General features: G+C 70.5%; 19 protein-coding genes and 2 pseudogenes. 10 read left to right on the top strand and 11 right to left on the bottom strand.

What is annotated here, in order from left to right; translation table 11 throughout:
* Positions 1-39 precede the first annotated feature (39 nt).
* The 5 genes from ACIHFD_RS10825 (at position 40) to ACIHFD_RS10845 (ending at position 6,011) form a co-directional block, all read left to right on the top strand.
* Positions 40-483: a DUF1707 domain-containing protein gene (locus ACIHFD_RS10825; RefSeq protein ID WP_397366598.1), complete on the top strand. Its 444-nt coding sequence runs from the start codon at positions 40-42 to the stop codon at positions 481-483.
* The gene (locus tag ACIHFD_RS10830) at positions 480-1,265 is read left to right on the top strand and encodes an ABC transporter ATP-binding protein (RefSeq protein WP_397366599.1); all 786 of its coding nucleotides are present in this window, start codon (positions 480-482) and stop codon (positions 1,263-1,265) included. The genes ACIHFD_RS10825 and ACIHFD_RS10830 overlap by 4 nt, the downstream gene beginning before the upstream one ends.
* On the top strand, positions 1,262-3,793 hold the full coding sequence (locus tag ACIHFD_RS10835) for an FtsX-like permease family protein (protein ID WP_397366600.1): 2,532 nt from the start codon (positions 1,262-1,264) through the stop codon (positions 3,791-3,793). Before ACIHFD_RS10830 ends, ACIHFD_RS10835 begins: the two co-directional genes overlap by 4 nt.
* Positions 3,794-3,872: 79 nt before the next feature.
* A complete protein-coding gene (locus ACIHFD_RS10840) occupies positions 3,873-5,501 on the top strand; it encodes a carboxylesterase/lipase family protein (protein WP_397366601.1) in 1,629 nt (542 codons plus the stop codon).
* Between the two features lie 195 nt (positions 5,502-5,696).
* Positions 5,697-6,011, top strand: a complete 315-nt coding sequence (locus ACIHFD_RS10845) for a hypothetical protein (protein WP_397366602.1) — start codon at positions 5,697-5,699, stop codon at positions 6,009-6,011.
* A 266-nt stretch (positions 6,012-6,277) separates the two neighbouring features.
* Here ACIHFD_RS10845 and ACIHFD_RS10850 read toward each other — a convergent pair whose 3' ends face one another.
* Both ACIHFD_RS10850 and ACIHFD_RS10855 read right to left on the bottom strand, forming a co-directional pair.
* Positions 6,278-7,423 carry a hypothetical protein gene (locus ACIHFD_RS10850; RefSeq protein WP_397366604.1) on the bottom strand — a complete coding sequence of 382 codons (1,146 nt, stop codon included), beginning with the start codon at positions 7,421-7,423 and terminating at the stop codon, positions 6,278-6,280.
* A 1-nt stretch (position 7,424) separates the two neighbouring features.
* The gene (locus ACIHFD_RS10855) at positions 7,425-8,024 is read right to left on the bottom strand and encodes an RNA polymerase sigma factor (RefSeq protein ID WP_397366606.1); all 600 of its coding nucleotides are present in this window, start codon (positions 8,022-8,024) and stop codon (positions 7,425-7,427) included.
* Positions 8,025-8,524: 500 nt separating this feature from the next.
* Here ACIHFD_RS10855 and ACIHFD_RS10860 point away from each other — a divergent pair.
* Positions 8,525-8,857: pseudogene (locus ACIHFD_RS10860) on the top strand (CAP domain-containing protein); the annotation flags it as partial.
* A gap of 402 nt (positions 8,858-9,259) precedes the next feature.
* Here ACIHFD_RS10860 and ACIHFD_RS10865 read toward each other — a convergent pair.
* The 4 genes from ACIHFD_RS10865 to ACIHFD_RS10880 form a co-directional block, all read right to left on the bottom strand.
* Positions 9,260-10,378 carry a hypothetical protein gene (locus ACIHFD_RS10865; RefSeq protein WP_397366607.1) on the bottom strand — a complete coding sequence of 373 codons (1,119 nt, stop codon included), beginning with the start codon at positions 10,376-10,378 and terminating at the stop codon, positions 9,260-9,262.
* Positions 10,379-10,907: 529 nt separating this feature from the next.
* A complete protein-coding gene (locus ACIHFD_RS10870) occupies positions 10,908-11,312 on the bottom strand; it encodes a Tn3 family transposase (protein WP_397366609.1) in 405 nt (134 codons plus the stop codon).
* Between the two features lie 39 nt (positions 11,313-11,351).
* On the bottom strand, positions 11,352-11,531 hold the full coding sequence (locus ACIHFD_RS10875) for a hypothetical protein (RefSeq protein WP_397366610.1): 180 nt from the start codon (positions 11,529-11,531) through the stop codon (positions 11,352-11,354).
* 103 nt (positions 11,532-11,634) lie between these two features.
* Complete coding sequence (locus ACIHFD_RS10880) at positions 11,635-12,225, bottom strand: hypothetical protein (RefSeq protein ID WP_397366612.1); 591 nt, start codon at positions 12,223-12,225, stop codon at positions 11,635-11,637.
* Positions 12,226-12,457: 232 nt separating this feature from the next.
* Between ACIHFD_RS10880 and ACIHFD_RS10885 the strand changes: the two are divergent.
* Both ACIHFD_RS10885 and ACIHFD_RS10890 read left to right on the top strand, forming a co-directional pair.
* Positions 12,458-12,841, top strand: a pseudogene (locus ACIHFD_RS10885) (transposase); the annotation flags it as partial.
* 73 nt (positions 12,842-12,914) lie between these two features.
* Positions 12,915-14,726 (top strand): hypothetical protein, encoded by a 1,812-nt coding sequence (locus tag ACIHFD_RS10890; RefSeq protein WP_397366613.1) that lies wholly within the window; start codon positions 12,915-12,917, stop codon positions 14,724-14,726.
* A 461-nt stretch (positions 14,727-15,187) separates the two neighbouring features.
* On the opposite strand, the gene ACIHFD_RS10895 is transcribed toward ACIHFD_RS10890, so the two are convergent.
* Genes ACIHFD_RS10895 through ACIHFD_RS10910 form a run of 4 tightly spaced genes read right to left on the bottom strand, consistent with a single transcriptional unit; the run spans position 15,188 to position 22,152 of the window.
* Complete coding sequence (locus ACIHFD_RS10895) at positions 15,188-17,299, bottom strand: FtsX-like permease family protein (RefSeq protein WP_397366616.1); 2,112 nt, start codon at positions 17,297-17,299, stop codon at positions 15,188-15,190.
* The gene (locus ACIHFD_RS10900) at positions 17,296-20,466 is read right to left on the bottom strand and encodes an FtsX-like permease family protein (protein WP_397366617.1); all 3,171 of its coding nucleotides are present in this window, start codon (positions 20,464-20,466) and stop codon (positions 17,296-17,298) included. The genes ACIHFD_RS10895 and ACIHFD_RS10900 overlap by 4 nt, the downstream gene beginning before the upstream one ends.
* Before the next feature lie 16 nt (positions 20,467-20,482).
* On the bottom strand, positions 20,483-21,199 hold the full coding sequence (locus ACIHFD_RS10905) for an ABC transporter ATP-binding protein (protein WP_397366618.1): 717 nt from the start codon (positions 21,197-21,199) through the stop codon (positions 20,483-20,485).
* Between the two features lie 20 nt (positions 21,200-21,219).
* Positions 21,220-22,152 (bottom strand): ABC transporter ATP-binding protein, encoded by a 933-nt coding sequence (locus tag ACIHFD_RS10910; RefSeq protein WP_319709680.1) that lies wholly within the window; start codon positions 22,150-22,152, stop codon positions 21,220-21,222.
* 153 nt (positions 22,153-22,305) lie between these two features.
* Here ACIHFD_RS10910 and ACIHFD_RS10915 point away from each other — a divergent pair, with 153 nt between their 5' ends.
* A complete protein-coding gene (locus ACIHFD_RS10915; protein WP_397366619.1) occupies positions 22,306-22,581 on the top strand; it encodes a hypothetical protein in 276 nt (91 codons plus the stop codon).
* A 278-nt stretch (positions 22,582-22,859) separates the two neighbouring features.
* Here ACIHFD_RS10915 and ACIHFD_RS10920 read toward each other — a convergent pair whose 3' ends face one another.
* A complete protein-coding gene (locus ACIHFD_RS10920) occupies positions 22,860-23,330 on the bottom strand; it encodes a MarR family transcriptional regulator (RefSeq protein ID WP_349449740.1) in 471 nt (156 codons plus the stop codon).
* 245 nt (positions 23,331-23,575) lie between these two features.
* On the opposite strand from ACIHFD_RS10920, the gene ACIHFD_RS10925 reads away from it, so the two are divergent.
* The gene (locus ACIHFD_RS10925) at positions 23,576-25,429 is read left to right on the top strand and encodes a PHB depolymerase family esterase (protein WP_397366620.1); all 1,854 of its coding nucleotides are present in this window, start codon (positions 23,576-23,578) and stop codon (positions 25,427-25,429) included.
* The last annotated feature ends 309 nt before the right edge of the window (positions 25,430-25,738 follow it).

Genomic DNA, 25,738 nt, shown 5'->3' on the forward strand with positions numbered 1-25,738 from the left:
TTACACTAATTCTTCTGGACCAGAATGAGGAGGCTGAAAGTGAGCGAGTCGGACAGCGCGGAGACGTTAGTGGGGCGCCTGCTCAGGCCCGGGCAAGTGCCTGTGTCGGCGGCGGAGCGGCAGGCGGCGGCCGACCGGCTCGACCGGGCCGAGTTCGCCGGATCGATCTCTGGTGAACAGGCGGACGAGCGGCGTGCCCGGTTGTCCGCCGCCAGGACGCGGAACGATCTGGGAGTGGCTCTGAGCGGCCTGTCCGGCTCGGAGCCGACGATTCTGCCGCGCCTGCTGAGCCTCGTCACGCTGGTGTGGTTCGGCGCGGTCCTCATCCAGCTCGCCGTCTGGTTGATGATCGGTTTCATCGGAGGGCAGTTCTCCGACCTGTGGTGGTTGTGGAGCGTGGTCGTCGGCGGTGCCGTGGTGGGCGCGCTGTGGCTCGTCGCCGAAGGTCAGTACCGCGCCTGGCTGTCGGGGGATTCCCGATGACGACGGCGAACGCGCCGGTCCACCTCGACCAGGTGCGCAAGACCTACGGAAGCGGCCAGAACGCGGTGACGGCGCTCGCCGGGGTGTCCATCGGCTTCCCCCCGGGCAGCTTCACCGCGGTCATGGGACCCTCCGGTTCGGGCAAGAGCACACTGCTCCACTGCGCCGCCGGTCTCGATGAGCCGACCTCCGGCACGGTCACCCTCGCCGGCCGGCCACTGGCCGGGATGAGCGAGACGGACCTGACCCTCCTGCGCCGTGATCACGTCGCCTTCGTCTTCCAGGCGTTCAACCTCATGCCCGCCCTCAACGTACGCGAGAACGTCACCCTGCCCGCCATGCTGGCCGGACGCGAGGCAGACCCGGCCTGGGTGTCGGAGGTCATCGCCAGGGTCGGTCTCCAGGACCGGGTCACGCACCGCCCCGGTGAGCTCTCCGGAGGCCAGCAGCAACGGGTCGCCATCGCCCGCGCGCTGGCGAGCAGAGCGTCGGTGCTCTTCGCGGACGAGCCGACGGGAGCGCTGGACAGCCACACGGCGGTCGAAGTGCTCACGCTGATCCGCGACCTCGCCCGCATGGGGCAGACGATCGTGATGGTCACCCACGATCCGGTCGCCGCGTCGTACGCCGACAACGTGATCTTCCTCCTGGACGGCCGGTTCGTGGCGGAGATCCCCTCCCCCACGGCCGCGGAGGTGGCCGATCGCCTGGCCCGGCTCGGCTCCCTGGCGAAGGCGTCCCCCGCGAAGAACCACGACAGCGCGGCACGAGGTCAGCGATGATCAGACTCTCTCTGGCCAGCCTGCGCTTCCGTGCCGCGCAGTCCCTCGCCACCTTCGCCGCCGTGCTGCTCGGCTGCTCGCTCCTCACCGCATGCGCCGGGCTCTTCGAGTCGGCCATCCGCCTCGAAGCACCGGCGCAACGGCTCGGCGGGGCCGCCGTCGTCATCGCCGGTTCAGCCGGTTTCCACCTGCCCGACGAGGAGTCGGAGACCGTGCCCTACGCCGAACGGCCGCGCGTGGATCCGGCTCTGGTGGCCCAGGTGGGCAGCATACCCGGCGTCGGCCGCGTGATCCCGGACGTATCCTTCCCCGCTGTCGTGGTCGCGAGGGGCCGACTGCTGGGAACGCCGCTGACGGGGCACGCGTGGGAGTCCGCCGCGCTCACCCCGTACACGCTGAGCCGGGGTGCGGAGCCGCGCTCCGCCGGCCAGGTCGTGCTCGACGCCGCCCTGGCCGGCGCTGCCGGCAAGGGGCCGGGCGACAAGATGGACATCGTGGTCGGCGGGCAGCCGCAGTCCTTCACCGTAACCGGTGTCGCACAGACGCGACACCAGGTCGATGCCCCAGCGATCTTCTTCTCGGCCCCGGACGCGAAGCGGTTCTCCCCCCGCCCTGGCATGGCCGACGCCATCGGCGTGCTCCCCGCCGGCGACACCTCGGCCGAGGAACTGGCGCGGCGGCTGGAGGGCAGGCTTCCTGCGGATCTGACGATCCTCACGGGCGACGATCGGGGCACGGCCGAGTTCGCAGGCATCACCGCGAGCCGGTTGCCCCTGATCCTGCTGTCGAGCATCTTCGGCGGCCTGGTGCTCGTGGTCATGGCGCTCGTGGTGTCGGCCACGATCAGTCTCACCGTACGCGGGCGCCGGCGGGAGCTCGCACTGCTCAGAACCGGTGGGGCAACCCCTCGGCAGGTCCACCGCATGGTCGTGGCCGAGACGATGCTCGTGTCCGCGCTCGCGGCGCTCGCCGGAACGCCGCTCGGAGGGCTGCTCGGCCGCTCGATCTTCTCCCTGAGCGCGGAACGGGGTGTCGTGCCGCCGCAGCTGGAGTTCCGGCCGAGCATCATCGCGTTCGCCGCCGCACTCCTCCTGGCCCTGCTGATCCCCTGGCTGGCCGCCGTCCTCGCGGCACTACCCGCCGCCCGGGTACGGCCCATCCAGGCCCTGGCCGAGGCCGCGATCCCCCCAGCGGGCGTCGGGCCGACGCGCCGGCTCCTCGCCGTCGTGCTGGCCGGAGCCACCGTGATACTGGCCGCGACGACGATGTTCCTTGATCCGGACACCGCATCGGCAGTCGGGGGCCCGGCGGTCCTCACCGGAGGCGTCGCCGTCGCGCTGGTCGGCCCGGAGCTGCTCGACCGGCTGGTCGGCAGGGCAGCCGGCGTCATCGGCAAGTTCGGCGGGCCGGGCGGCGTACTCGCCGTCATCAACACCCGGGCCAGGGCCACGCACTTCTCGTCCGTGCTGACACCCCTCGTGCTGGCCACGGCCATCGCCCTGAGCAACGTGTACGCACAGACGACGCACGATGACGCCGCCGTACGGCGCCAGGTGGAGCAGTTCCAGGCGGACGCCGTCATCACCTCCGGCGCAGGCGGTGTCTCTGCCGCTCTCCTGGCGCAGATCCGCAGGACGCCCGATGTGGCCGGCGCGTCCGAGCTCGTGTCCAGCAGAGGCTGGATCGAGAAGCCCTACGACTCTCGCGGCAGCGACCCAGGCACCCTGCTGGGCATCGACACCCAGGACAAGGCATCGGTCCTGGCCACCCCGGTCGCCTCAGGCTCGCTGCGCGGCCTCACTGGAGAGACCGCCGCCCTGCCCGAGGCCCAGGCGGAGGAACTCGGCATCAAGCTGGGTGACCGGATCAGGGTACGGCTCGGGGACGGCACGCCCGCCGACGTAAAGGTCGTCGCCCTGCTCGACAGCCCTGCCGACCAGGGCCCCGTCGTGCTGCCCGCCAGGCTGCTCGCCCCGCACACGACCGCGGGCCTGCCGTCCGCGATCCTCGTACGCGCCGCCTCGAATCAGGACACGCTGGTCAGCGCGCTCGAGAAGCACACGGGAGCCCGGCCGGACATCGCTGTCGGCGACCGGAGCCGCCTGTCGGCGATGTTCTCCGCGGAGCTGGGCATGCAGGCCTGGATCAGCTACCTCCTCGCCGTGCTGGCGATCGCGTACGCCGCCATAGCCACCGTCAACACACTGGCCGTGTCCGTGTTGTCGCGGCGCCGGGAGTTCGCCGCGCAGCGCCTCGCCGGCGCCACTCGCCGGCAGGTACGGCGGATGTTGGTCGTCGAGGGTTCCATCGTGGCCGCGATCAGCGTAGCGGTGGGCACGGTGATCGCCGCGTTCACCGTCATCCCGATGGCCATCGCCGTTGGTTCGATCGTACCCACTGGCCCGATCTGGGTGCTTCTGGCGATGATCGCGGCGATCATGCTGATCGTGGTGCCGGTCACGCTCATCTCGGCCCGGCTCGCCATGCGGCGCGGACCCATGGAAGTAATCAGCTCCCCAGCCGTCTGAGCAAGGAATTCCCCGACTCACTCACCCCGCTGTCGTCACGACATTGAGGCATCCCATGAGAAACAGCCTTCGGGCAACCATGACCGTACTCCTCAGCCTTTTCACCGCACTCACCGCAGCCCCACTGGCGACAGCCGCGAGCCGTCAGGCCGGCGCGGATCCGGCGGTGGTCCGTACCGAAACGGGCCTCATCCGAGGCACGCTGCACAAGGACTACCGACTCTTTCAGGGCATCCCCTACGCGGCGCCGCCCGTGGGGGCGCTCAGGTGGGGATCGCCACGCCCCGCCGCCGGATGGACAGGAGTGCGCGACGCGACCCGGCCCGGTCCCTCATGCGCCCAGACCATGGACTTCATCGGGGACAAGCCGAGCACCACCGAGGACTGCCTGTACCTCAACGTGACCACACCAAGGCGATCCGACCCCTTTCGTACGAAGCAACTGCCCGTCATGGTGTGGATCCACGGCGGTGGTTTCCTGGGCGGCTCCGGAGCGATCTACGGCGCGGAGCGGCTGGCCGCCAAGGGCGACGTCATGGTGGTGACGTTCAACTACCGCCTCAATGCCCTCGGATTCCTGGCGCACCCCGCGCTGAACGGCGGCCCGGCCCGGCACGGGTCCGGCAACTTCGGGATCGAGGACCAGCAGGCGGTACTGCGGTGGGTGCGAGCGAACGCGGCGTCGTTCGGCGGCGATCCACGCAACGTCACCCTCTTCGGAGAATCCGCCGGCGGCATGTCGAGCTGCGTCCACCTGACGGCACCGGGATCTCGCGGCCTGTTCCAGCGCGTCATCATGCAGAGCGGACCGTGCACCCTGCGCTGGCCATGGGCCCCGAGCTCGGCGGGACCGGATGCGGAGACCTGGCGTCCCAAGCCGCGGGCGCAGGCCGAGAAGCAGGCCATCGAGATCGCCACCGCCGCGGGCTGCGCCGACCCGCGTACAGCCGCCGCGTGTCTGCGCTCCAAGTCCGTGTCCGTCCTGCTGAAGGCCGTCGGCCCGCGCGGGCTCGCACCGGCCTACGGCGGAGGAGTGCTCCCCCGAGATCCCGTACGCGAGCTCAGGTCCGGCACGTTCGCCCAGGTGCCGGTCATGCACGGCATCACCCGGGATGAGCACGTCACCTTCCAGGTCGGCTTCGACGCCGAGGCGGGCGGGCCGATCGCGCGGAAGGACTACCCGGCGGTGCTCGGCAAGTTCCTGGGGCTGAACGAGAAGCAGACCGCCAAGGTGATCCGCCGTTACCCGCTGAGCGACTACAGGGGCTCGACGAGCTGGGCGATGGCGAGCACGCTGACCGACTGGGCGTGGGCCTGTCCCGCGGTGGAGACGAACAAGCTGCTCGGCCGGCGTGTGCCCACCTACGCGTACGAATTCGCGGACCGGACGGCGCCGTGGTTCAAGGAGGCGCCGCCGCAGAGCTATCCGACGGGTGCCTACCATGCCGGGGAGCTCCAGTACCTGTTCTCCCGCGCGTACGCCGGCCATGCCCTGTCACCGGCGCAGCGGCAGCTCTCCGACGAGATGATCGGCTACTGGACCCGCTTCGCCCACGACGGCAACCCCAACGGCGATCAGGCAGCCGAGTGGTCGCCCTACAGCGCGTCCCGCGGCCAGGTGCTGTCGCTCGCCCCTGGCCAGGACGGGATCGCCGAGGTGAACCTCGCCCGCGAACACCGCTGCGCCTTCTGGAAGTCCCTGGCCTGAAGCCAAGGTCACGGTGCGGAACGGCACCAGACGATCGGCGGTAGGGAAACGACTCATGTCCGGCCCGATCTCCGCGATGCGGCTGAGGCCGTGACAGCCGCGGCTACGAGGGACCGGCCGCAAGCCGTTCACGAAACGACCGAGCAGAATCGGGCACCTTGACGGAGAGAAGAAAACCGACTGAAGGAGGCAATATTGCGGCGGAAATCAATCGCAGCGCTGACCGAATGCGTGGCCCGCGTCGACGACGAGCGGGACTATAACCATGTCCTCGATCCGGCGATGCGCAAACACGCCCTCCGCGTCGCCGCCGGACTCCGGGACGAGCGGCCCGACGTCGCGGGCTTTTGGGCTCTGGGCCGCTTCCACTGGTATCGCTACCGCGTTCTCGGCCCGAAAGGCCGCAAGGACAGAGAAATCGCGGTGTTCGCCTTCGCCCGGTGCCTGATCTACGGCGACGAACCTTTGCCGCATGAAGCCAGGCACGAGACGATTCCGATTTCCATTTAGCTGGCCCTTGATCTGTTGTAGCGGTGAAGCTGCGGAGTCCGGGGTTCGATGATGCAGATGCCGCCCGGTTCCGCCGCCCGTTCCCGCATCGAGGCATCCCTCGGGCAGGCCGACGCCGTCGTCGCTGACTCCCGCGACGGGCCCCGCTGCCTCGGAGACTCGCGGTGCCCTTGCACCCAAACGCTGGGGCATGGAGGCCGGTTCGTTCGACTGTGCCGCCCGGTTCCGGTTCGCGAGCACCGGAACCGGCGACGTCCCTGGACATCTCACTTGCCGAGGTAGGCCCGTGCGGGGTCGGCGGCGGGCAGGTCGGACGGCGTCAGCCGGACCGGGAGGATGCTGTGGTCCGGCAGCCGGCCGGGCCGGTCGACCACAGCCTGCTCCTCGATCAGGTACTCGTTGACGACCGTCCCGGCCTTCGCGCCGTCCTCGGCGTCCGGCAGCAGATCCTGGATCCCCATGAACGCGTGGGACACCGGGTCGAACAACATCCGCTGCCAGGGGTCGTCGCCCATGCCCCCGCCGCCGGCCCCGTCGATCGCGATCATCCGGCGGCCGCCCTGGACCGTGACCTCGCTCCTGGTCGCACCCGCCCGGCGCGACACGGCCTGGAACACCGCCTCACGCGCGGACGGCGGGATCAGCGCGAACACGTCCACCGCCTCCGGCTGGTTCCCCGGCCCGAACGCCCACGTGGGCGCCCGCAGCGCCGCCACCCGCCGCGGGTTGTCTCCCACGGCCGCCTGCTCGATCTGGGTCAGCCAGCCCTCGACCGACTCCACCGTTGCCGGGGTGGGCAGCGCCGGCACCGTGACACCCGGTGAAGCCATCCACGGCAACCGCACGTCCCCGCGCAGGTCCTGCCCGGCCTTCCCCGCCCGCATGTCGGGGCTGAGCTGGGTGGTCACGTGCCAACCGGGCTTCATCGCCGAATAGGAGGACTCCCCTGCCGGACGGCGCACCCCGTTGTGCTGGACGGCGGCGCCCCGGCCGTCGGCCGATGCCCAGCTCTCATCGATCCCGGTGCTCTCCACCCACCCCTTGTCGCCGCCGTGGACCCGCTCCACGAACCGGACCCGGGTGTAGACATACTGGGCGGCCGCCAGCGGCGGATCTGCTGTCGCCGGCCGCCCCGCCGTCGTGGCGGGCGGCGCAGCCGGCGACGTCCCGTCGTGCGCGCCCAACGGGAGCAGCCCATGCGCCGCCACCGCCACGACGGCGACCGCCGCGGCCGCTGCCAGCGGCACGCCCCACCGCAGCCTCCGGCCCACGACCCTCCCCCCGAGCCGAGCGCCCCGGCCGGTGCGGGCCCGTACCGCCGCCTCCACCTGCGCGCCGGGTACGACCTGCGTCGGCCCGAGCCGCTCACCCATCTGCCGCAACGCCGTCATCTCATCCATCTCCGCGTCCATGTCAGCTCTCCTTGGTCGTCGTCAGGGCGTCCCGCACCAGACGGCGGGCGCGGTGCAGGCGGGAGCGTACGGTCCCGAGCGGGATCCCCAGCGCCTCGGCGACCTCGGCGTACTCCAGCTCCGCCCAAGCCACCAGCAGCAGCACGTCCCGGTCACCCCGCCGCAGGGAGCGCAGCGCGGCGGCCAGCCCGACATCCACCGACCGGGCCAGCACGGCCTCGGACGCGTCCGGCACGCCGTGGCCGAGCGGAACCGCCTCCAGCGCCGCCAGCGTGCTGAGGTGAGCACGTTCGGCACGCCAGCGCCGCGAGATCTGGTGCACCGCGATCCCCATCAACCACGGACGGGCACTGTCCCGCTGCCGGTCGAACCGCCCCCGGATCCGGAACGCCGTCACGAACGTGTCCGCCGTCACGTCATCCGCGTGCTCGGTCCCCATCCGCCGCAACACGAAACCGTGCACCGCCGGCGCGTGCCGGCGGTACAGCTCCCCGAACACGTCCGGATCCGCCACCGACGCGGCCACCACGGCGGCGTCCGACCCCGCCACCATGCCGACGTCCGTGTCCGCCGCGTGGCCGGCTTCTGGCCCTGTTCGCATACCCCCGCCTCTCCCTCCCCCGGCGCCGCGGGCGCCCTACCATCCTTGTTGCCGAAAACCCGCGCCAAAAGTTCACGCCACACCGGGATGGAGGGCATCAGGCAGGCGCCGTCCCACAGCCACTGAGCCAAGCGCGGCGATGACTGAACACGGCCAGTCCGGAATCATGATGCCCTGGTCCCCGCTCCGCCCACCGACATGGCAGAGTCTGCCCTTCTTCGCGAGATTCGCCACAACTGATGAGCCCGCCCAATAGCCGAGCAGGGGAACTGCTCCGCCTGGCTCGAAAATTGGTGAGTTCGTAGGCAGGCGGCAGCGAACCTCGACCACGATCTCAGGTGAGGTTTCTGCGATGGGATTTAGTCAGGCAGCTGGTTGCACGGTCTTGCCGGTGAGGCGTTCGAGTTGGCTGATGAGATCGCGTTCGCGGCGCTGAGTGGCGATGCGGGACTGGTAGAAGTCGGGGTCGAGGTCATCGGAGCGGGCGTCGGGGTCGGAAGGGATGCCGGGCGTTCAAGCACCACCCGCAACTCCGCCGGGCCGCCCAGGGGCACTCGACCGACATGGCGGAGTACAACTACTCCGCGAACACCTCCCGCGACGGCCGATCCTGCACGGACCGCATCAAGGAGGTCGGCTTTACCGGCGGCACCAGCCTGGCGGAGAACATCGCCAAGGGCCCGCGCACCCCGGCCGCGGTCGTGCAGTCCTGGATGAGCAGCTCCGGAACCAAGGCCACCATCCTGAACTGCAGGTTCACCTTTATTGGGGTCGGTGCGGTCGAGGACTCCAACGGCGCGATCTCCTGGACCCAGGACTTCGCCGCCAAGTGACCCGCTTCATGGTGAGCCGCTGGAAGAAGATCGCAGGCAACCCTGTTTTGCCGGCTGTGGGAGCGCAGCCCGTCCCTCAGCCGATCGAACGCGTGCGAGGCTGCCTGGTCGTCCTCGCTGCCGGGCGGCCGTGGTAGAGCCCACGCTGTCCTGCCCGGTGGAGATCACCCTCGCCGCGCTGCGCGGCCGGTGGACGACGCTGGTGGTGCGCGAGCTGCTCAAGGGCGAGCACACGTTCACGGAGCTCGGGCGGGCGCTGCCGGCGCTGTCGGACAAGGTCGGGCCGGCCACCCCGCACCTCCTACCGCCTGACCCCGCACGGCCACCGCCTCGGCCCGGTCCTTCAAGCACTGTGGGACTGGGGTGCCGAGGAGGTCACAGCGCACGGCGGCACTGGCATGGTCAGTCGCAGCCGCGCTTGCGCGGCTTGGCCACCTTGCCGGCCGCCGGCCGGTCTTGCGCTGCGGTGTAGCCGCCCACTTCCAGACTGTCCTGGTAGACCTCCTCGGTGGTGGAGAGCTTGGCGATGAGTCGGGTGGCGCCGGTGGTGACGTTCATGGCGTACACGTAGGAGCCGACGACCGTGTCGGGCGTCTTGCCGGGGCGCTCGCGGCCCGCCGCCACGACGATCTCCTTCGCATTCAGCCAATCGATCACGTCGGCCCGGTAGACGTCGGCCCGCAGCCGCGGCTTGACCGTGGTCATCTTGCCCGTCCGGGTGGAGAAGACGGCCAGCCACACGGGCGTCATGTCCGGGCCGCACGCGGGCGGCTCCTTGGGCACCAGGTTGGCGGCCCGACCGTTGCGGGCGGCGAAAGCGCCCCAGATAAGGTGCTTGCCCGCTTTCTCCGCGATCTTGGCGGTGGTCTTGCGTTCGCCCTCGACGGTGAGGAACGCCCCGCGGACTTGCATCACCGGCTGATCGAGCAGCGTGAGACGCCCCGTCGCCGGGTCGGCGTCCAGCAGCCTCCAGCCCTTGGGCAGGCGCTGTACCGTACCGGCCTCCACCTGGACGAGCGTGTCGACCCCGGAGTCGCCCGCGAAGATGGTCAGCTGCCTGCCGTCCCGGACGAACCGCAGGCCGAACGGCGAGCCCAAGCCGGTCGGCACCTGGTAGGGGATCGTCCAGATCTTGCCTGAGGTCAGCTCGCGCACCACGATGCGACGGTCACGGGCCCGGTGATAGGCCACGCGCGTGCCGTCCGGGCTGATCGCGAAGGATCCCGGCTCCCCGCCCTCGTTGGGATCTTTGCTTTTCTCCCAGGCCACGGCCTCGGGGACAGTGAAGATCTTGCCGTGCGTGGTCACCAGCCGCCAGGTGTCGCACGGCCCCGTGGGCAACTTCTCGGGGTCCTTCGGGTTGGCGCACAAATAGGCGAAGGCGGCGGGGCCGGATCCCGACTCCGGCAAGGCGGGTGGCCGGATGGGCGCGAGCGCCCCTGCGGCTGGAGTGGGCACGGCCAAGCCGGTCGCCACCAGAGTGATCACCGAGGCGGCCTGCAGACGTGCGGTGAAGTTCATTAGTTTCCCCGTTGCGAGTGATGATTCGTTGCCCATTGGAGTCTGTTGGGGCGGAGAAAGTTCGCGGCTGACGCGGCACCTGGTCATACTTCTAAAATTCGCGAAAAGTTCGCGCAGGCGGCGCATTCGAGTGATCTACGGACGCTGCTGCGGCCCGGGCGAACAAGGTCTTGTCATCCCTTGAAGACCGCTAACAAGGAATGAAGACACCTTCTTAAACAGTTGACTCGCCCTTCTCGACACAACACCCCGAAGTGGCGGCGATGCCGGCGCATCAATCAATTCTCGTTTCGTACAAGCACGGGTCTGGAACCACATGAACGAGCCGATCGTAGATCCCGCCGTTCCCGGCATACGACCGGCAACGCATCGTCGGCGCCCTCTCGCACCCGCGGAGCCGCGGTCAGGGTGAGAAGTCGGCGCGTCCATCGCGGGGGCTGGGGATTCGGCCGGCCCAGCACGTTCGCTGACGTCGTAACCGCTTGGCGGGTTCGACCCCGTAAAACAGTCTGACGCCCGGAGCCATTCTTCAGGGCTGCTCAATGGTGCTTCGAGCCCGCGGATCAGATTCCACCCGCCTCATGGCCCCTGCGAATGACCGGACCCAGGTAATTGCCGTCCTATCGTGGGAGCCAGCGATGCGCGAATCCCGGAGGCTGCACTGGCTACATCGTGTAGCCAGTGAGGTCTGCGGGACGTGAGGTGTCCACGTAACAACATGGCCGTGGGAGTCCACATAGTTGCCCTCGACCTTCATCGTGGTGCCGTGCCGTACCGCACCCTCGATCATCGCGTGCACCTCCGAGGCCGAGGCACGCAACGTCTGGGAGTGCACGACCGTGGACCCGCGCTCGATGTGCCAGTAGATGAGGATGCCGCGACCTCCGTACCGCGAATGCCACTCGGTGAAGATGTTCTGGTCGTAGGCGCGCACGTGTGTGGAGTCGGAGGCGACGGTGGTCGTGCCCTCGCCCTACAACTCCACGTCCCAGACGGTGAACGTCGCGTTCGCGACGTCCTGGGCGATCTGCGTGGTCAGATAGCGGCGCCGCACGTAGGGGATGTCGTCCTCGCTATGGGCGTGGCCACCGAGGTGACGGGCTTCAGGCAGCCGGTGCGCAGCACCGCCTCCTTGACGTTCTCGGCCGGCCACACCGCGAGCTTCGTCGCGTCCACCGTCGTGCAGGTGCGAAAGCCCAGGTACGTGCGGATCCGACTGCGGTGGTATTCGATCGTGGCGCCGATCTCAGAGCGTCTCAGCAGTCGGCCCCGGGCATGTCGCACACTTTCACGGCCATCTTCCGCGCCTGCCCGACCAGGTCGCGGAAGTCCTTCAGCGGCAGGCTCTTGGACACTCGGCCAGTCTCTCCGACGATGTACAGCGTGGACCCGCGCCGCATCGCGACGTACCTGAAGGAGGTCTCGTGGTTCACCCTGCCGGCCCGCAGCGCCTCGTCGCCCGCGGTTGCGGGCTTGGCGAAGAAGCGCGAGCGGCGCAGGTAGCCCTTGTCCACGACCGCGCAGCGCGCCAGGCGCGTCCGTAATTGCCGCATCGCCCGCTCGGCGTACGCGACGTTCTTGTAGAGGACGAGCTGCTCGTCCTTCATGTCCATGTCGTCATCCGAGGTGTAGACCATTGTCCTGACCGCCACGCGGCCTGTGTCCCACGCCTTGCCGGTGTCGCACGGGTTCAGCCGCAGGGCCTTGCCTGTGGAGTCGCTCTTCTCGTATGCCTCCCCCGACTTGGCAGGTGGGTGCGACTCCATGAACAGCGTCCCCTTCGGCAGCCCGCTCAGGGTGCCGACGACCGCCGCCGTTGCCAGCGCGGCAATTCCCGTATGCAGCATCAAGCCTCCCTGTTGATCTAATAACGGGTACGACTCCGGCTGGCTCCGTTTTGTTCGCCTCTCTGTGAGGCTCCAAGAAACGGTAGTCACTTTCACGCACATGAGCTGCCAGCCGCTGCGGTGGAGCAGACAATCCCTTCCCCGAGACGATGTGCGACTCGCGCACGTTATCCAGTACATCCCGCGGACGTCGGTGTGAGCGCGGCTGCAGACCGGAAGGTCTCGCCCTGCGCTGCGGCGCTGTCGACCTCGCTGGGACCGCCCAGCAGTTCCTGTCGACGAACCGGATCAGCATCCGAACACGCATCGCGCGTGCAGCGATCGCGAACGGCTACGACGTCGTCATTGCCAATTCACCAGGACCCGAGACTTTGAAAAACCTCGCCGGAACCGGCGTCACTCGGCGATACAAAGACTCAAGGGCCAGCCTCCCAACCTCCCCCCGCTGCGGTGCATCCGACCGATCGAGTACTGGCTGTCCAGCCTTCCTGCCGATACCGACCCGGCCGACCTGGTCCGGTACGGCAAGATCCGCTGGCGGATCGAGCGTGATCATCGCGAACTGAAGACTGGCCTGGGACTGGACCATTTCGAAGGCCGGTCCTGGCCCGGCTGGGCGCCTCCAGCGGCGGGCCTACATCCGTACCGGCAAGTGACCCCAAGACCATCGAACTCGCTAGATTCTCTCCATGAGTTCTGCTCAGCCACGAAAGCGTCATGCCGGAGCGATCGAGGAGTCGGGGCAGCGTCTGGCGGCGCTGGCGGACACGGAGCTGGCGGGCCGTACTCAGGGGTTACGCGAACGGCGGGCCGCCGGCGAGTCCCTCGACGAGCTCCTGGCCGACGCATTCGCGCTCGCCCGGGAGGCGTCGTGGCGGGCCGAGGGGTACCGGCCCTCAGAGAACGAACTCGAGGCGGCGGCCGCGGTGCATCACGGGTCGATGGCCGAGGTCAAGGGCCGCGCAGCGGCGGCCGCGGTGGTGACCCTGGCGGCGTACCTGGGCGCGCTCGACGGGCGCGGCGTGCACGTGATCAGCGGGAACGGCGCTCCGCACACGGTCGCGGTCTGCCGATTCCTGGGGCTTGAGGTCGAGTGCCTGGACGGGCTGGAGCTGGACGCGCGGCAGGCGGCGTACGCGGCGGATGTGACGGTGGGCTCGGTGGGCGAGTTCAGTGGTGACCACCTGCGCGACAACCTGTGCACCGAGCCCGGCGAACAAGTCCAGCGCGACCCGCACCGCGCCATCGTGATCGACGCCGACCGCGTCCTGCTCGACAGCGGACTGGACGAGAGGTCGTTGGAGGTGGAGGGCGAACGGGTCGCGTTCATCACCGTTGGCGAGTACCTCCGGCTCTATGCGCATCTGTCCGGGGTGACCGCCACGGCGGCGACCGACGCCGACGAGTTCGCCCACCTCTATGGGCTGCCGGTCGAGGTCGTGCCGGCTGCTGCGCCTGCCGGCCGGCGCGATCACCCCGACTTGATGTTCGCCGACATGTTCGCCAAGTACGAGGCCCTGGTCGAGGCGGTGGCCGGCTACTACGACGCGGGCCGGCCGGTGATCATCGTGGCCGGTTCGGGAGTCACCGCCGCGTTACTGGCCGACGGGTTGACCCGCCGCGACCTGGCTCCGGGCCTCATGCCCCCGCAGCGCCCGCTCGGCCGCGCGGGCCGCCGCGGCGCGATCACCCTGCTGACCGAACCCGTCCCGGACATCGAGGTCATCCTGGGCGGCGACCTCGACTGGTTGGCCGAGGAGCGCGTGCTGGCCTCGGGTATGGACCCCGTGCTGAGCGCGAACGACGCCTGGGCCGAGGCAGTGGCCGCCGCGCGGCAGGAGTTGCTGCCGCGCTGGAGGCGGGACCGCGAGAACGTGATCAAGCTCGGCGGGCTCGTGGTGCTGGGCGCGGAGCGGCTGGCTCCCCGCCGGCTGGAGCTCCGGCTGCGGGAGCTGGCCGGCGAGTACGGCGAGACCCAGATGTACGTGTCGATGGACGACGACCTGGTCCGCTTGCGCGTGCCCACCCGGGCCAAGAAGAACCGGGCCCCGATCAGGGGATGGCTGATCGCCAGGGCCTTCGAGTCCCGCCGGAAGACGGCCGAACGGGAGGTCGCCGCCCGCCGGCGGCGGGGGTTCGCGTACGCGGCGGTCTACGCCGAGCATCGCGCCGCCTACTACGCCCAGCGCCGCGACGTGCTGACCGACCCTCTGGCTGCGGTGCTCGCCGTGGCCGGGCCCGACCATGAGCCGCTGCTCCGGGCCATGGGCACGGATCTGGTGCGCGGTGGCGCGCTGGGCTCGTTCGACGAGCAGTGGTTCCGCTACCTCGAAAGCCTCCGTGTCCTGTACGAAGGGCAGCGGGACGAGGGCTTCCCCGAGCATGAGCTGGCCTCGTACCGGGAGCGGGTGGAGGTGCGGTTCCAGATGATGCGCCGCGACCTGGCCACCACCATCGCCGAGCGGCTCAGCTCTTTCGACCCGGAACAACCCACCGGCTAGCCCCGTTTGCTGGTGCTTCGTCACGAAAACCAGGTACTCCGCCGCCAGTGGGCGGAAGTACTCCCGGTCACCCCAGCGACGATCCTGCGCCGGCACCGCAACCCCGTGGCGCGTAAATGGACCTTCACCGACAGACGGCGCCAAGGGCAGCCCTGCACCCGCCAACCGGCCAAGGCACTGATTGTTCGGATGCCCCGGGAGAACCCAACATGGGGGCACCGGAAAATCCAGGGCGAGTTGGCCCGCCTGGGCTGCAACATCGCGGCCTCTACGGTATGGGAGATCCTGCACAATGCCGATATCGATCCGGCGCCCCGCTGGGAGGGACCGACCTGGCGGCCGTTCCTGACCGCTCAAGCCCACGCGATCGTCGCGTGTGACTTCCTCGTGGTCGAGACGCTGCTCCTCAAGCGGTTGTATGTGCTGGTCTTCATCGAACACGGTACCCGGCGACTGCCGGCTCAGCTGTCGCCCGCGCGGAGTACCTCGCTCAGCCGTCGTCGGCGGCGTAGCGCCGATTCGACGGGCATCATGACGGCGACCGCCGCCAGGAACACGACCGCCACCAGGCCGAGCCCCCACCACGGCAACACCAGGGCCGGATCGGCGCCGGTGAGCAGGCGCAGGGCGAGCGAGCCGAACGTCAGGCGGGCGAGCAGCACCCCGAGCAGCGGACCGCCCACAGCGGCGACCACCACCGGCGGCAGCAGTTCTCCCGCGGCGACCCAGCGAGCCTCCCGGGGCCGCAGCCCGAGGGTGCGCAGCCGGGTCAGGGTCTGCCATCGCTCCGGCGCGCCGGCTGCCGTGCCGAGAGCGAGTCCCAGCAGGCCCAGAACCGGCAGGGTTACCGCCGAGACCCACGCCAACCGCAGGAGTCCCGAGGCCAGCGGCCCATCCGCAGTCCCGTGGCCGACAGCGGCACCAAAAGTGAGCGCGTACGAGGCCAAGGCCACGGAGGTCACGAGCACCAGCAGCGGTAGCACCCGGGCCGAGGTCGCCGCCGCCCTCGCGGCCCCGAACACCGCCAGCGGCCGGCTCGACCGCAGAAGCCGCTTGAGCACGAAGCGCATCACGAGGGGCAGCGCCCGCGCCAGCATGAGCGCGCCTGCGAGCGCGCAGAGGGCAGGCGCGCTCGCGGGCAGCACCCCGCCACCGATTCCACGCTGGTACAGAGCGACGGTGGCGCCGGACGCGGCCGCCAGCACCCCGGTCTCAAGGGCGGCCCGCCGCAGTCGTACGGTGTTACGCACCCACCGCCGCGCACTCCGGTTGGCCGGGACGCGGCGATCCCGGGTGGCGCGGGCGGCGGTGAGCGTGCCGAACGCCGGTCCGGCGGCGACGGCGGTGACCACCACGGGAGCCACCCACTCCCAGGAGACCCCCGGCGCGACGGCCCGGGCCAGACCGAGCCCGGCCGCCGCGGCCAGCAGCGCCATCAGGGCGGATTCGAGCAGCAGCTCGCCACCGATCACCGGTAGCGACATCCCTCTCTGCCGGGCGGCGGCCAGGGCGGGAGCACGGCGGTGTACCAGGAGGTCTGCGGCGAACAGCAGTACCAGGACCGCGACGGCGAGCAGGGTGATGAGCAGGGTGGACGCTTGCGCGGACGCGGCGTCGACCTGGGAGCTCACGTTCCGTAACACCCCGTCGAGCCGGGTCTCCCACTTCAGCGAGCCGTCCCGGGCGCCAGAGGAGCCGGAGGCCGCCTTGAGCGCGACCACCTTCGCGGCGACCGACGGGACCTCGTCCCAGGTGAGCCGGGTCGGTTCGGGCGTGAACCAGACGGTACGCCGCAACTCGTCCTGGCCGAAGGCGAGCCGGGCGTCGGGCAGCGAGTCGCGTGACAGCAGCCCGGCGAACCGGGTGCTTCCCGTGCCGTCCGCGCCGACGACGGGACTCAGCAGCGAGGGGAGGAGCCGCCAGGCGGGATCGGCGCTGTCCCCAGGCCGGAAGATGCCGCTGACCTGGACCTTCTTGACATTCCCCTGGTCGTCTGCCAGCGGGATGCGGGCGCCGGGACGGAGCTGGAGAGCGGCGGCGTCCGCCTCCGACAGGCCCACCTGCACCGGCCACGGCGGCGCGCCGTAGGTCACCTCCGCCGTCGCGGAGGCGGTGGGCCGGGGCGGGCCGCCCGCGATCCAGGTCACGTCGGGCCCACCGTCGCGAGCCACATAGGCGAGCTGGAACGTACGCAGCACGCTGCCATCGGTGATCTTGAGGGTGGGGCTGGTGACGGTGCCGACGGGTGGACGCAGGGCGGCGCGCAGGCCGGGGCCGAGTTCGTCCGTCGCCCTGGCTCGGAAGTCGTCGACGTCCTCGGCGAGGCGAGGGTGCCGGACGCGGCTGCCGTTCGGCCCGTCGTCGCCTTCCATGCGGGCGTGGACCTGGAGGTCGCCGCCGGTCCTGCGTACCGCGTCCCGTACGGCGGCGTCGGCGGTCGCGGACAGCGTCGGCGGCATCGCGCCGGCGAGCAGCGTGACGACCGCCACCACGACGGCGGCCAGGAGCAGCGGCCCGGCGTCCGCGCGGGCGCGGCCGACGACGCTGGGCCAGTGCGGTGCCGGGATCCTCACGACGCCACCCGCAGATACGCGGCATCGGCAAGCCGGGCCTGGACGACGACCACCGCGCTCACCGCCAGCGCGCACCCGGCCAGCAGCCCGGTGAGCAGGGCGGCCTCGGCGGCCCACGGCCAGACGGGCAGAACCTCGGGGACGGGAGCGGCGCCGGTATCGGAGCGGACGAGCAGAGGCGCGACGACGCGGGTGGCCAGCGCGCCGACGACCGCGCCCGCCGCGAGCAGCGGCAGCAGGATGCCGACGTGCTGGCCGAGCAGCACGGTACGGATCTCGCGCCGGGTCATCCCGAGACCCCGCAGGCGCGCCATCTCGACCGCGCGGGCCCGCAGGTCGAACGTCACGTGCAGGACGATTCCGGCGATCATCAGCAGCACTGCGGCCGGTACGAGCAGCCGGAGCACGGCCGGGAGCCCGGCCCGCAGCGGGCCGCCCGTGAGCCGGGCGGTCTCGGACGCGCGCGTGGTGACGCTGCCGAGGCGGAGATCGGCCGCATCACCTCCGGCGGGATGGCCGACCCACCACGCGTCCACGGGCACGTCGAAGTCGCCGCTGACGGCGAGGGCACGGGAGAGGGCGTCGAAGTCGGCCAGGATGGCCGCGGCACCCGGAGCGGACGGTACGGCCGGCAGCACCTCGGCCACGCTGACCTGTACGGGGGTGAGGCCGACGGTGAGGTCGAGCCGGGAGCCGCGCTGGGCGTCCACCTCGTCGGCGAAGCGGGCGGAGACGGCGACGGGCACCGGTCCCGGGGCCGGGAAAGCAGTGGCGACCAGGTTCCTGGCGGCGTCCGGCGGGCCCTTCAGCGCGACGGTCGTCGTCATCCTCAGCTCGGTACCCGCGGGGGTGCTGGTCAGGGCGACGGCCGGATTGCCGAGCTGCCCGGGGGCCGGCCCGGCTGAGGTGGCGGTCCAGGGCGATGCCCCAGAGGCTGTTCCCGCCACGGTGAGAGTCACGGCGACGCGGCTGTCCCCCGTCGGGGGGTCCGCCAGGGCATCGGAGTGGCCGGTGCCTACGTTCCCCGTCGCGATCGCGAACGGAAGGGACACCGCGACCAGCCGGAGCCCTTCGGCCGTCGCGCAGTCCGGCAGCGGATGCGCTTTGCCGTCGAGCGGGATGGGTTCACCGGTGCAAGGAGTACGCAGCCCTGTCGCATCCTGGAACAGCAGCCGGGGCGTCACGGTGAGCGGCGTCGTACCGGTTGCGTCAGCGACCAGGGAGAGCGCGGCTCCGGCCGGGACGGGAACACCGGCGGCGCGCGTCGGCGGCGCGAGACCGGCGCCCACAGCGTTCCAGGTGCGTCCGTCGTTCAGCCGTCCGCGCAGCAGCGCCCCGGCACGAGTGGTGTCCACGGCGATCAGCCGCGGCGGGTCACCGGCGCCACCGAGCCACTGCCCGACCGCGACGCCACGATCGGTGGCCGGGCTCACCTCTCCCCCGCTGGCCGCGCCGACCACCGGGCCCTGCCCGGCGGCGGGCGGGGCGGTGAGGGTGAGCGCGAGATCGGTGCCGACGGACAGATCGGCCTGGTCCTGCTGGGAGCGCTGCCACGTGGCGTCGAACCCGATCCCGTACGTGGCCGCCGCGCAGCCCAGCCCGATGAGCAACCCCGCCGCGACCGCTTGTGGCCTGCGGGCGGCTTCGAACGCGGCCAGCGGAACCATCAGCCCGCGAGCCCGGCCGGCCAGCCGTTCCACACCGCGCAACGCGGGCCACACCAGGCGCAACGCCACCGCGGATCCGGCGATGAGCAGCAGCGCGGGAGCGAGCACTCGTACGGCGTCGACGGGAGACCCTGAACCGGTCGGCTGGTCGCGTAACTGCCACCAGCCGACGGCGGCGAGCGCCACGAGCAGCAGGTCGGCGCCAGATCGGGCGAGCAGATCCCGCCGCCCGCGTACACCTCCGGAAGAGGTCCGCAGCGAGGGCACGACGAGCACCACCGCCAGCGTCAGCGCGCCGCCGGCGACGGACAGCACCTGTGCGGCGTTCACGCCGAAAGGCGTGGCGAGCCCGGCCCCGGCCATAGGCGGCAGCCGGGTCAGCCCGGCGTGCAGGGCGGACGACGCCGGGATCGCGACCGCGGTGGCGAGCACGGCGAGCGCGCCGGCCTCGACGAGCGCGGCGGTGGCGAGTTGACCGCGGCCGACGCCCAGCGCGGACAGCAGGGCGGTCTCGTCGCTGCGCACACCGGCGCTGAGCCGACCGGCGAGGGCGAGGGCGGTCGCGGTCAGGACGAGGCCGATGGCGGCGACGGCGAGCACGGCGGCCGTGGTGACCCGCTGCTGATCGTGGGCGGCCAGCAGGGTCGAGGGCAATCGGGAGGCGACTCGCTGGATCCGTACCCGGTCGCCGAGCGTCTGCCCCAGCCGGCGGTCGGCACCGAGCACGGCCTGAGTGACGGTGTCGAGGTCACGGCCGGCGGGGGCGGACAGGTCGGGGTGGGCGCTGATCTCGAGCCGGTCGAGGGTGGAGCCGCCGCCGAGCAGGTCGGCGAGGTCGACGATGAACGGCCCGTACGCGTGAACCGGCTGTGCGGAGCGGCCGTCGCGGTAGGCCAGATCGTATCCGGAGGCGGCGAGGGGGTCACGGTCCCAGCCGGTGCCCGGCAGCGGGCGTACGACCCCGACGACGCTCACCTCGATCCTCTGGTCAGGATCGTCGGCCAACTCTCTGCCGAGGCGGACCCGGCTGCCGACAGTCAGGCCGAGCTGCCGTGCGGTGCTTTCCAGGACAACGGCCTCCGTCGGCGCGACACCCGCCCGCGGCAGGCGTCCGGCGGCCAGTCGGGTGCGGGCCGGCAGGTCCTCCATCCCCGACAGGTACGCCACAGCCGGAACACCGGCGCTGGGGAGCGACCGCATCGCGGACGACGCGCGCGCGGCCGTCGTTGTCGCGAACGGAGCGAGGGCGGAGGTCAGCACGCCGACGGTGTCGTCGGCGACGGATCTCGCGTGCTCGCCGCGAATGGTGACGGTGTAGGCGGTGACGTCGATCTGGTCGGAGGTGGCGCGAGAGGCGGCAGTCTCCAGCGCCTGCTCGGCGGTACGGGTGAGCAGGAGGGCGCAGGTGCCCAGCAGCGTGGGGCCGACCACGGCGACGGCCAGGAGGGCTGCCAGCAATGGCCATTGCGCACGGGCTCGCCGGGCGACCAGTCTCAGCACGGACCGCTCTTACTGATCACGCATCGCCCCGACCGTTGGAGCGTCCGTCGAGCCGCCCATCAGAGCGCATGCCGGGATGCTCGTCGAGATGCCCGTCGTTGATGCGGATCACCCGATCCGCCAGCGCGAGCATCGTCGGATCATGCGTGGCGACCAGCGCCGTCACCCCCTCGGACTCCACCACCCCGCGCAGCAGTGCCATCACCGACAGACCGGTCTCGGCGTCCAGCTGCCCGGTCGGCTCGTCCGCGATCAGCAGCCGGGGCGAGGCGGCCAGCGCCCGGGCGATCGCCACCCGCTGCTGCTGCCCGCCGGACAGCTCAGCGGGTAGCTGCTCGGCATGGGCGGCCAGTCCGACCAGTTCCAGCAGCAGCGCGACCCGCCGCTCACGCTCCACCGGCGGTACGCGGGCCAGCCGCAGCGGGGCGCCCACGTTCTCCGCGGCCGACAGCACCGGGATCAGGCCGAAGGTCTGGAAGACGTACGAGACCTTCTCCCGCCGTAGCAGGGACAGGCCGTCCTCGTCGAGGGCGGTGATGTCCGTTCCGTCGACGAGGACCGTACCGGAGTCCGGGCGGTCCAGGCCGCCGATGATGTTGAGCAGCGTGGTCTTGCCGGAGCCGGACCGCCCGACGAGGGCGGTCATGGTGCCGGCCGCGAGCTCGAACGTCACATCCCGCAACGCGTGCACGGCGGTCGCCCCGCTGCCGTACCGGCGATGAACGCCACGCACGCTGACCAGGGACCCGCCGTTCATCCGGCCCCGCCGCCGTCGGGACGGATCGCGACGTGATCGGCTTCCAGCACCAGCCGGACCCGTCGCGTCAACGCCAGCGCCTCCCGGTAGTCGCGCGGCACCTGAATCCGCCCTGCCCGGTCCATCACCGCGTATTCCTCGGCGATCACCTGCGGGGCGCCGTCATCTCCGGTGGCGGTACGCCGCAACACTTCGCTGCTCGTGCGCCCGTCGCGAATCGCCACCGTCCGCTCCACCTGCCCACTGACCGCGGGATCGTGGGTCACGATGACGACGGTGACGCCCAGCCGCCGGTTGATCTCCCGCAACAGCCCGAACACCGCGGCCGACGTGGCGCTGTCCAGTTCCCCGGTCGGCTCATCGGCCAGCAGCACCCTGGGCTCGTTGGCAAGGGCCACCGCGATGGCCACCCGCATCTGCTGCCCGCCGGACAGCTGCGCAGGCCGCCGCTCGGCGCACTCGGCGACGCCGAGCAGGTCCAGCAACTCGGCAGCGCGCCTGCGGCGTACCCGGCCGGGAGTGCGGGCCGCTGTCATCGGCAGGTCGACCATCTGCCGCGCTGTCAGGTACGGGATGAGGTTGGCGGCCGTCTGCTGGCGTACGAGTCCCACGGTGTGCCGCCGATACCGGACACGATCGGCCCGAGACATGTCCAGCAGATTCCACTGATCGACCCGCACCCGCCCGGCGGTGGGAGCGTCGACCCCGGCCAGGATGGACAACAACGTCGACTTCCCCGACCCGGACGCTCCGACGACGGCCACCATCTCCCCGCTGTCCACGACCAGGTCCAGCCCCTGCAATGCCTGCACCTCGACCGACCCGGACTGGTAGATCCGCACCAGGCTCTCGCACACGATCAGCGCGTCTCGTCCGAACTCCGGCGCCTTCGCAGGAGGCTGCGGCAGGGATAAGGGCGTGATGGACATCCCCCTCCTCAACCCCGGCACGGCTCTGCCTCAGGGCCAGACTCTATCGTCCTCGCAAATCGGTCCCCAAGACTCTTTCACACCGCGGATCTCACCGTGCGCTCGCGTGAAGGGTGTCGATACTCCGTTCACGGTCGTGAGCTGCGGGTTTGCTTGACTTCCCGGTCGGAGCGGCGCGGGCCGCTGCGCCGCGGCGGCTTCGTCACTTGGGACGCCGCCAAGGACGAGCTCGGCCAGGTGCGCGACCTGCCCGCGCTGGCCGATCCGCGCGAGCCCGCCACCCGCACCCAGATCGCCGACCTGATCAAGCGCACCCTGACCGATACCGACGCCCTCCCGAACGCGGGAACGATCCGCCGCAAGATCACCCAGGAGATCACCGTCGAACAGTGGCTGGCCGAGTTCCTCAACCGTGAGCGGAAGATCTAGGAGACGTCCGCTGAGGCCAAGCTGGAGGCGGCCCTCGGGGTGATCGGCCCGGTCCCGCGCGGAGGCGGGGGCCGGGCCACATCCCATAGGACCAGCGCTTGAACTGCCGCGCGGTGTGTCTCCGTCGAATTCCTGCCAGTGCAGTGCCGAACTCGTAGGAGTCCCAATTCGATCGCTTCTGTGGTTGGTCGAGTCCGGCGCTGGCTGCAGCTGTGGTCCGTGGCTGGCCACGGACCACAGCATTTCCCTGGGTGGTTTCTGCGAGCGAAGAACTGGGATCAGGGCCGCATGTCCGGATGGAGGGCTCGGGCGCACAGCGTGAGCGCTTCCGCGAGTGTCGTGCGGTCCGGGTCGTCGATCTCGGCGAGCATGACGGCTTCGATGCTGTCGAGGGAGCGGTCGCATCGCCGGAGGGTGCTCAGGCCTTTCGGGGTAAGGCGGGTGCGCAGAGCGCGGCCGCCACGGGGATGCGGGTCGCGGCGAATGAGGCCGCGTTGTTCGAGATCGCGGATGACCAGGTTCATCGCCTGCGGGGTGACGAAGGCGATGCGGGCCAGGTCGGCCGAGGACGGGGCGTCGCGCAGGCGCAGCTCGCTGAGCGCCATGTACTCGGTGGTCGTCATGCCGTGCCGGGCGAGCGCTTCATCCAGGCAGGCGCGGATGCGGCGTTCCAGCCGGAACACCAGGTAGCTCACACGGGGCGGCGGTGCGTCCGGCGCAGCGGCCGCGGGGACACCCGGATCGGTCACCAGGAGACGATATCGCGCCCCGTCAGAACGGGCTCCAATGTAAGTTTCCCACACCCATATCAAGAATCTTGATAGCAAGTTACTTGATAACCAGGGAAAACGGCTTTCTGCCAGGTGAACTGGCGGGCATGCGCACCAAGCGTGCATTGACGGTGGATCGTGGCCCTTCTATTTTCCAGCGACCGACGTCAATACGCGGCGGACCGATCCGCGGCGCGCCGCGGATATGGAGAGGAGGAGCGCGGATGAGACGATTGACCACGGTGCTGGCTGGTGCCTGCGCCGCGGCGCTCTTTGCCGTCATGACCGTGGTACTCGGATCGCCGGCCGTCGCCGCCACCCTGGTGGAGGTGACCAGCTTCGGCAACAACCCGGGCAACATGCGGATGCACGTCTATGTGCCGGACTCGCACCCGGCCTCGCCGGCGATCGTGGTTGCGATGCATGGCTGCGGCGGCTCCGGTCCCGGCTTCTACCAGGGCAGTGAGTTCGCCTCGCTGGCGGATCGATACGGCTTCATCGTCATCTACCCGAGCGCCACCCAGTCGGCAGGGTTCGGCAACTGCTTCGACACCTGGTCGGACGCGGCCAAGCGGCGCGGCGGCGGCAGCGATCCGGTCTCGATCGCCTCAATGATCGACTATGTCGAGCGGAACTATCAGGGAGACCCGAACCGGGTCTACGCCACTGGAAGCTCGTCCGGCGGCATGATGACCCAGCACATGCTCGCCGTCTACCCGGACGTGTTCAAGGCAGGGGCCTCCTTCATGGGTGTGCCCTTCAACTGCTTCGCCGGCGCCTCCGACTATCCGCCCGGAAGCAGCAGGTGCACCGGCGGGAGCATGGACCGAACACCCCAGCAGTGGGGCGATGCGGTCCGCCAGGCGTACCCGGGATATTCCGGCCCCCGCCCGCGCATGCAGCTGTGGCACGGCACCAGCGACACCCTCGTGCCCTACTCGCTGCTGCGAGAGTCGATCGAGCAGTGGACCAATGTGTTTGGGCTGAGCCAGACCCCGACCAGCACCGACACCCCGCAGGCAAACTGGACCCGCAGCCGGTACGCCAATCTGTCCGGCACCGTGCAGGTGGAGGCGTACAGCATCCAGGGCGCCGGGCATGCTCTTCCGCAGAGCGGTATGGCCCTCTACGCCATCGAGTTCTTCGGCTTGACCACCAGTCCGACCGACACCACGCCGCCGAGCACGCCAGGCACCCCGGTCTCATCCAACGTGACCGCCTCCAGTGCCACCCTGACCTGGACCGCGTCCACCGACCAGGGCGGCTCCGGCTTGGCCGGCTACAACGTCTACCGGGAGCAGGGCGCCACCGACCCGCAGCTTGGCCAGTCCACCACCACCTCGATCACCTTGACCGGGCTGAGTGCCAACACCCAATACCAGGTGTACGTACGGGCGCGTGACGGCGCGGGCAACCTGTCGGGCAACTCCGCGCAGGCCACCTTCACCACGGCCGCCACCGGAGGCGACACCACGCCGCCGACCGCCCCGGCCGGGCTCACCGCCTCGGGCACCACCGCAACCGGCACCAGCCTGACCTGGACGGCCTCCACTGACGACACCGGTGTGACCGGCTATGAGATCCTGCGCGCTCCGGGCGCGATGGGCGGCACGTTCACCCAGATCGGCACCTCGGCCACGACCTCGTTCACCGACACGGGCCTGACTGCGAACACCACCTACCGCTACCAGGTCCGGGCGCGCGATGCCGCTGGTAACGTCTCACCGGTCTCCGACACCGTCCAGATCACCACACAGGGAGGCCCGACCGGTGCCTGCTCGGCCACCCCGACCGTGCAGTCCCAGTGGGGCACCGGGTATGTGATCCAGCCGCTGACCATCACCAACACCAGCACCTCGACGATCACCAGCTGGACCGTCACCTTCACCCTGCCGGCCGGGCACACCCTGACCGGCTCGTGGAACGCCACCGTCACCACCAGCGGCCAGACCGTCACGGTCAGAAGTGTCAGCCACAACGGCACGCTCGCGCCGGGAGCCAGCACCACCAGCTTCGGCTTCCAAGCGAGCAGGCCCAACGGCAACACCGCCCTGCCGTCCGGCTACACCTGCGCCTGACCATCAGCGCGCTTCCCTGATCACGGCCCCGTCATTGACAGGTGGGACCGGGCCGTGATCAAGGAATCCGCGCCGGAGAACCGCCATCGTGCTGTGGCAGGGCCGGGCGACCAAAATCCCGCGCGAGCCGGCTCGATCGCTCGATCACGAACACTCGCGCGACACAATGGGTTATGGGACGAAAGCCCCCGCGGCGTTCACCACTCTTGGGTGCGGCATCCCGCCCCTCCGCCTGTGCCTGACCCAGCGCCAGGACAGCAGTCCCTCACCGTCCGCCCTCGTCATGCGGCGGCTCATCAGGGACCGGAC

The organism is Nonomuraea sp. NPDC051941 (assembly GCF_044593615.1).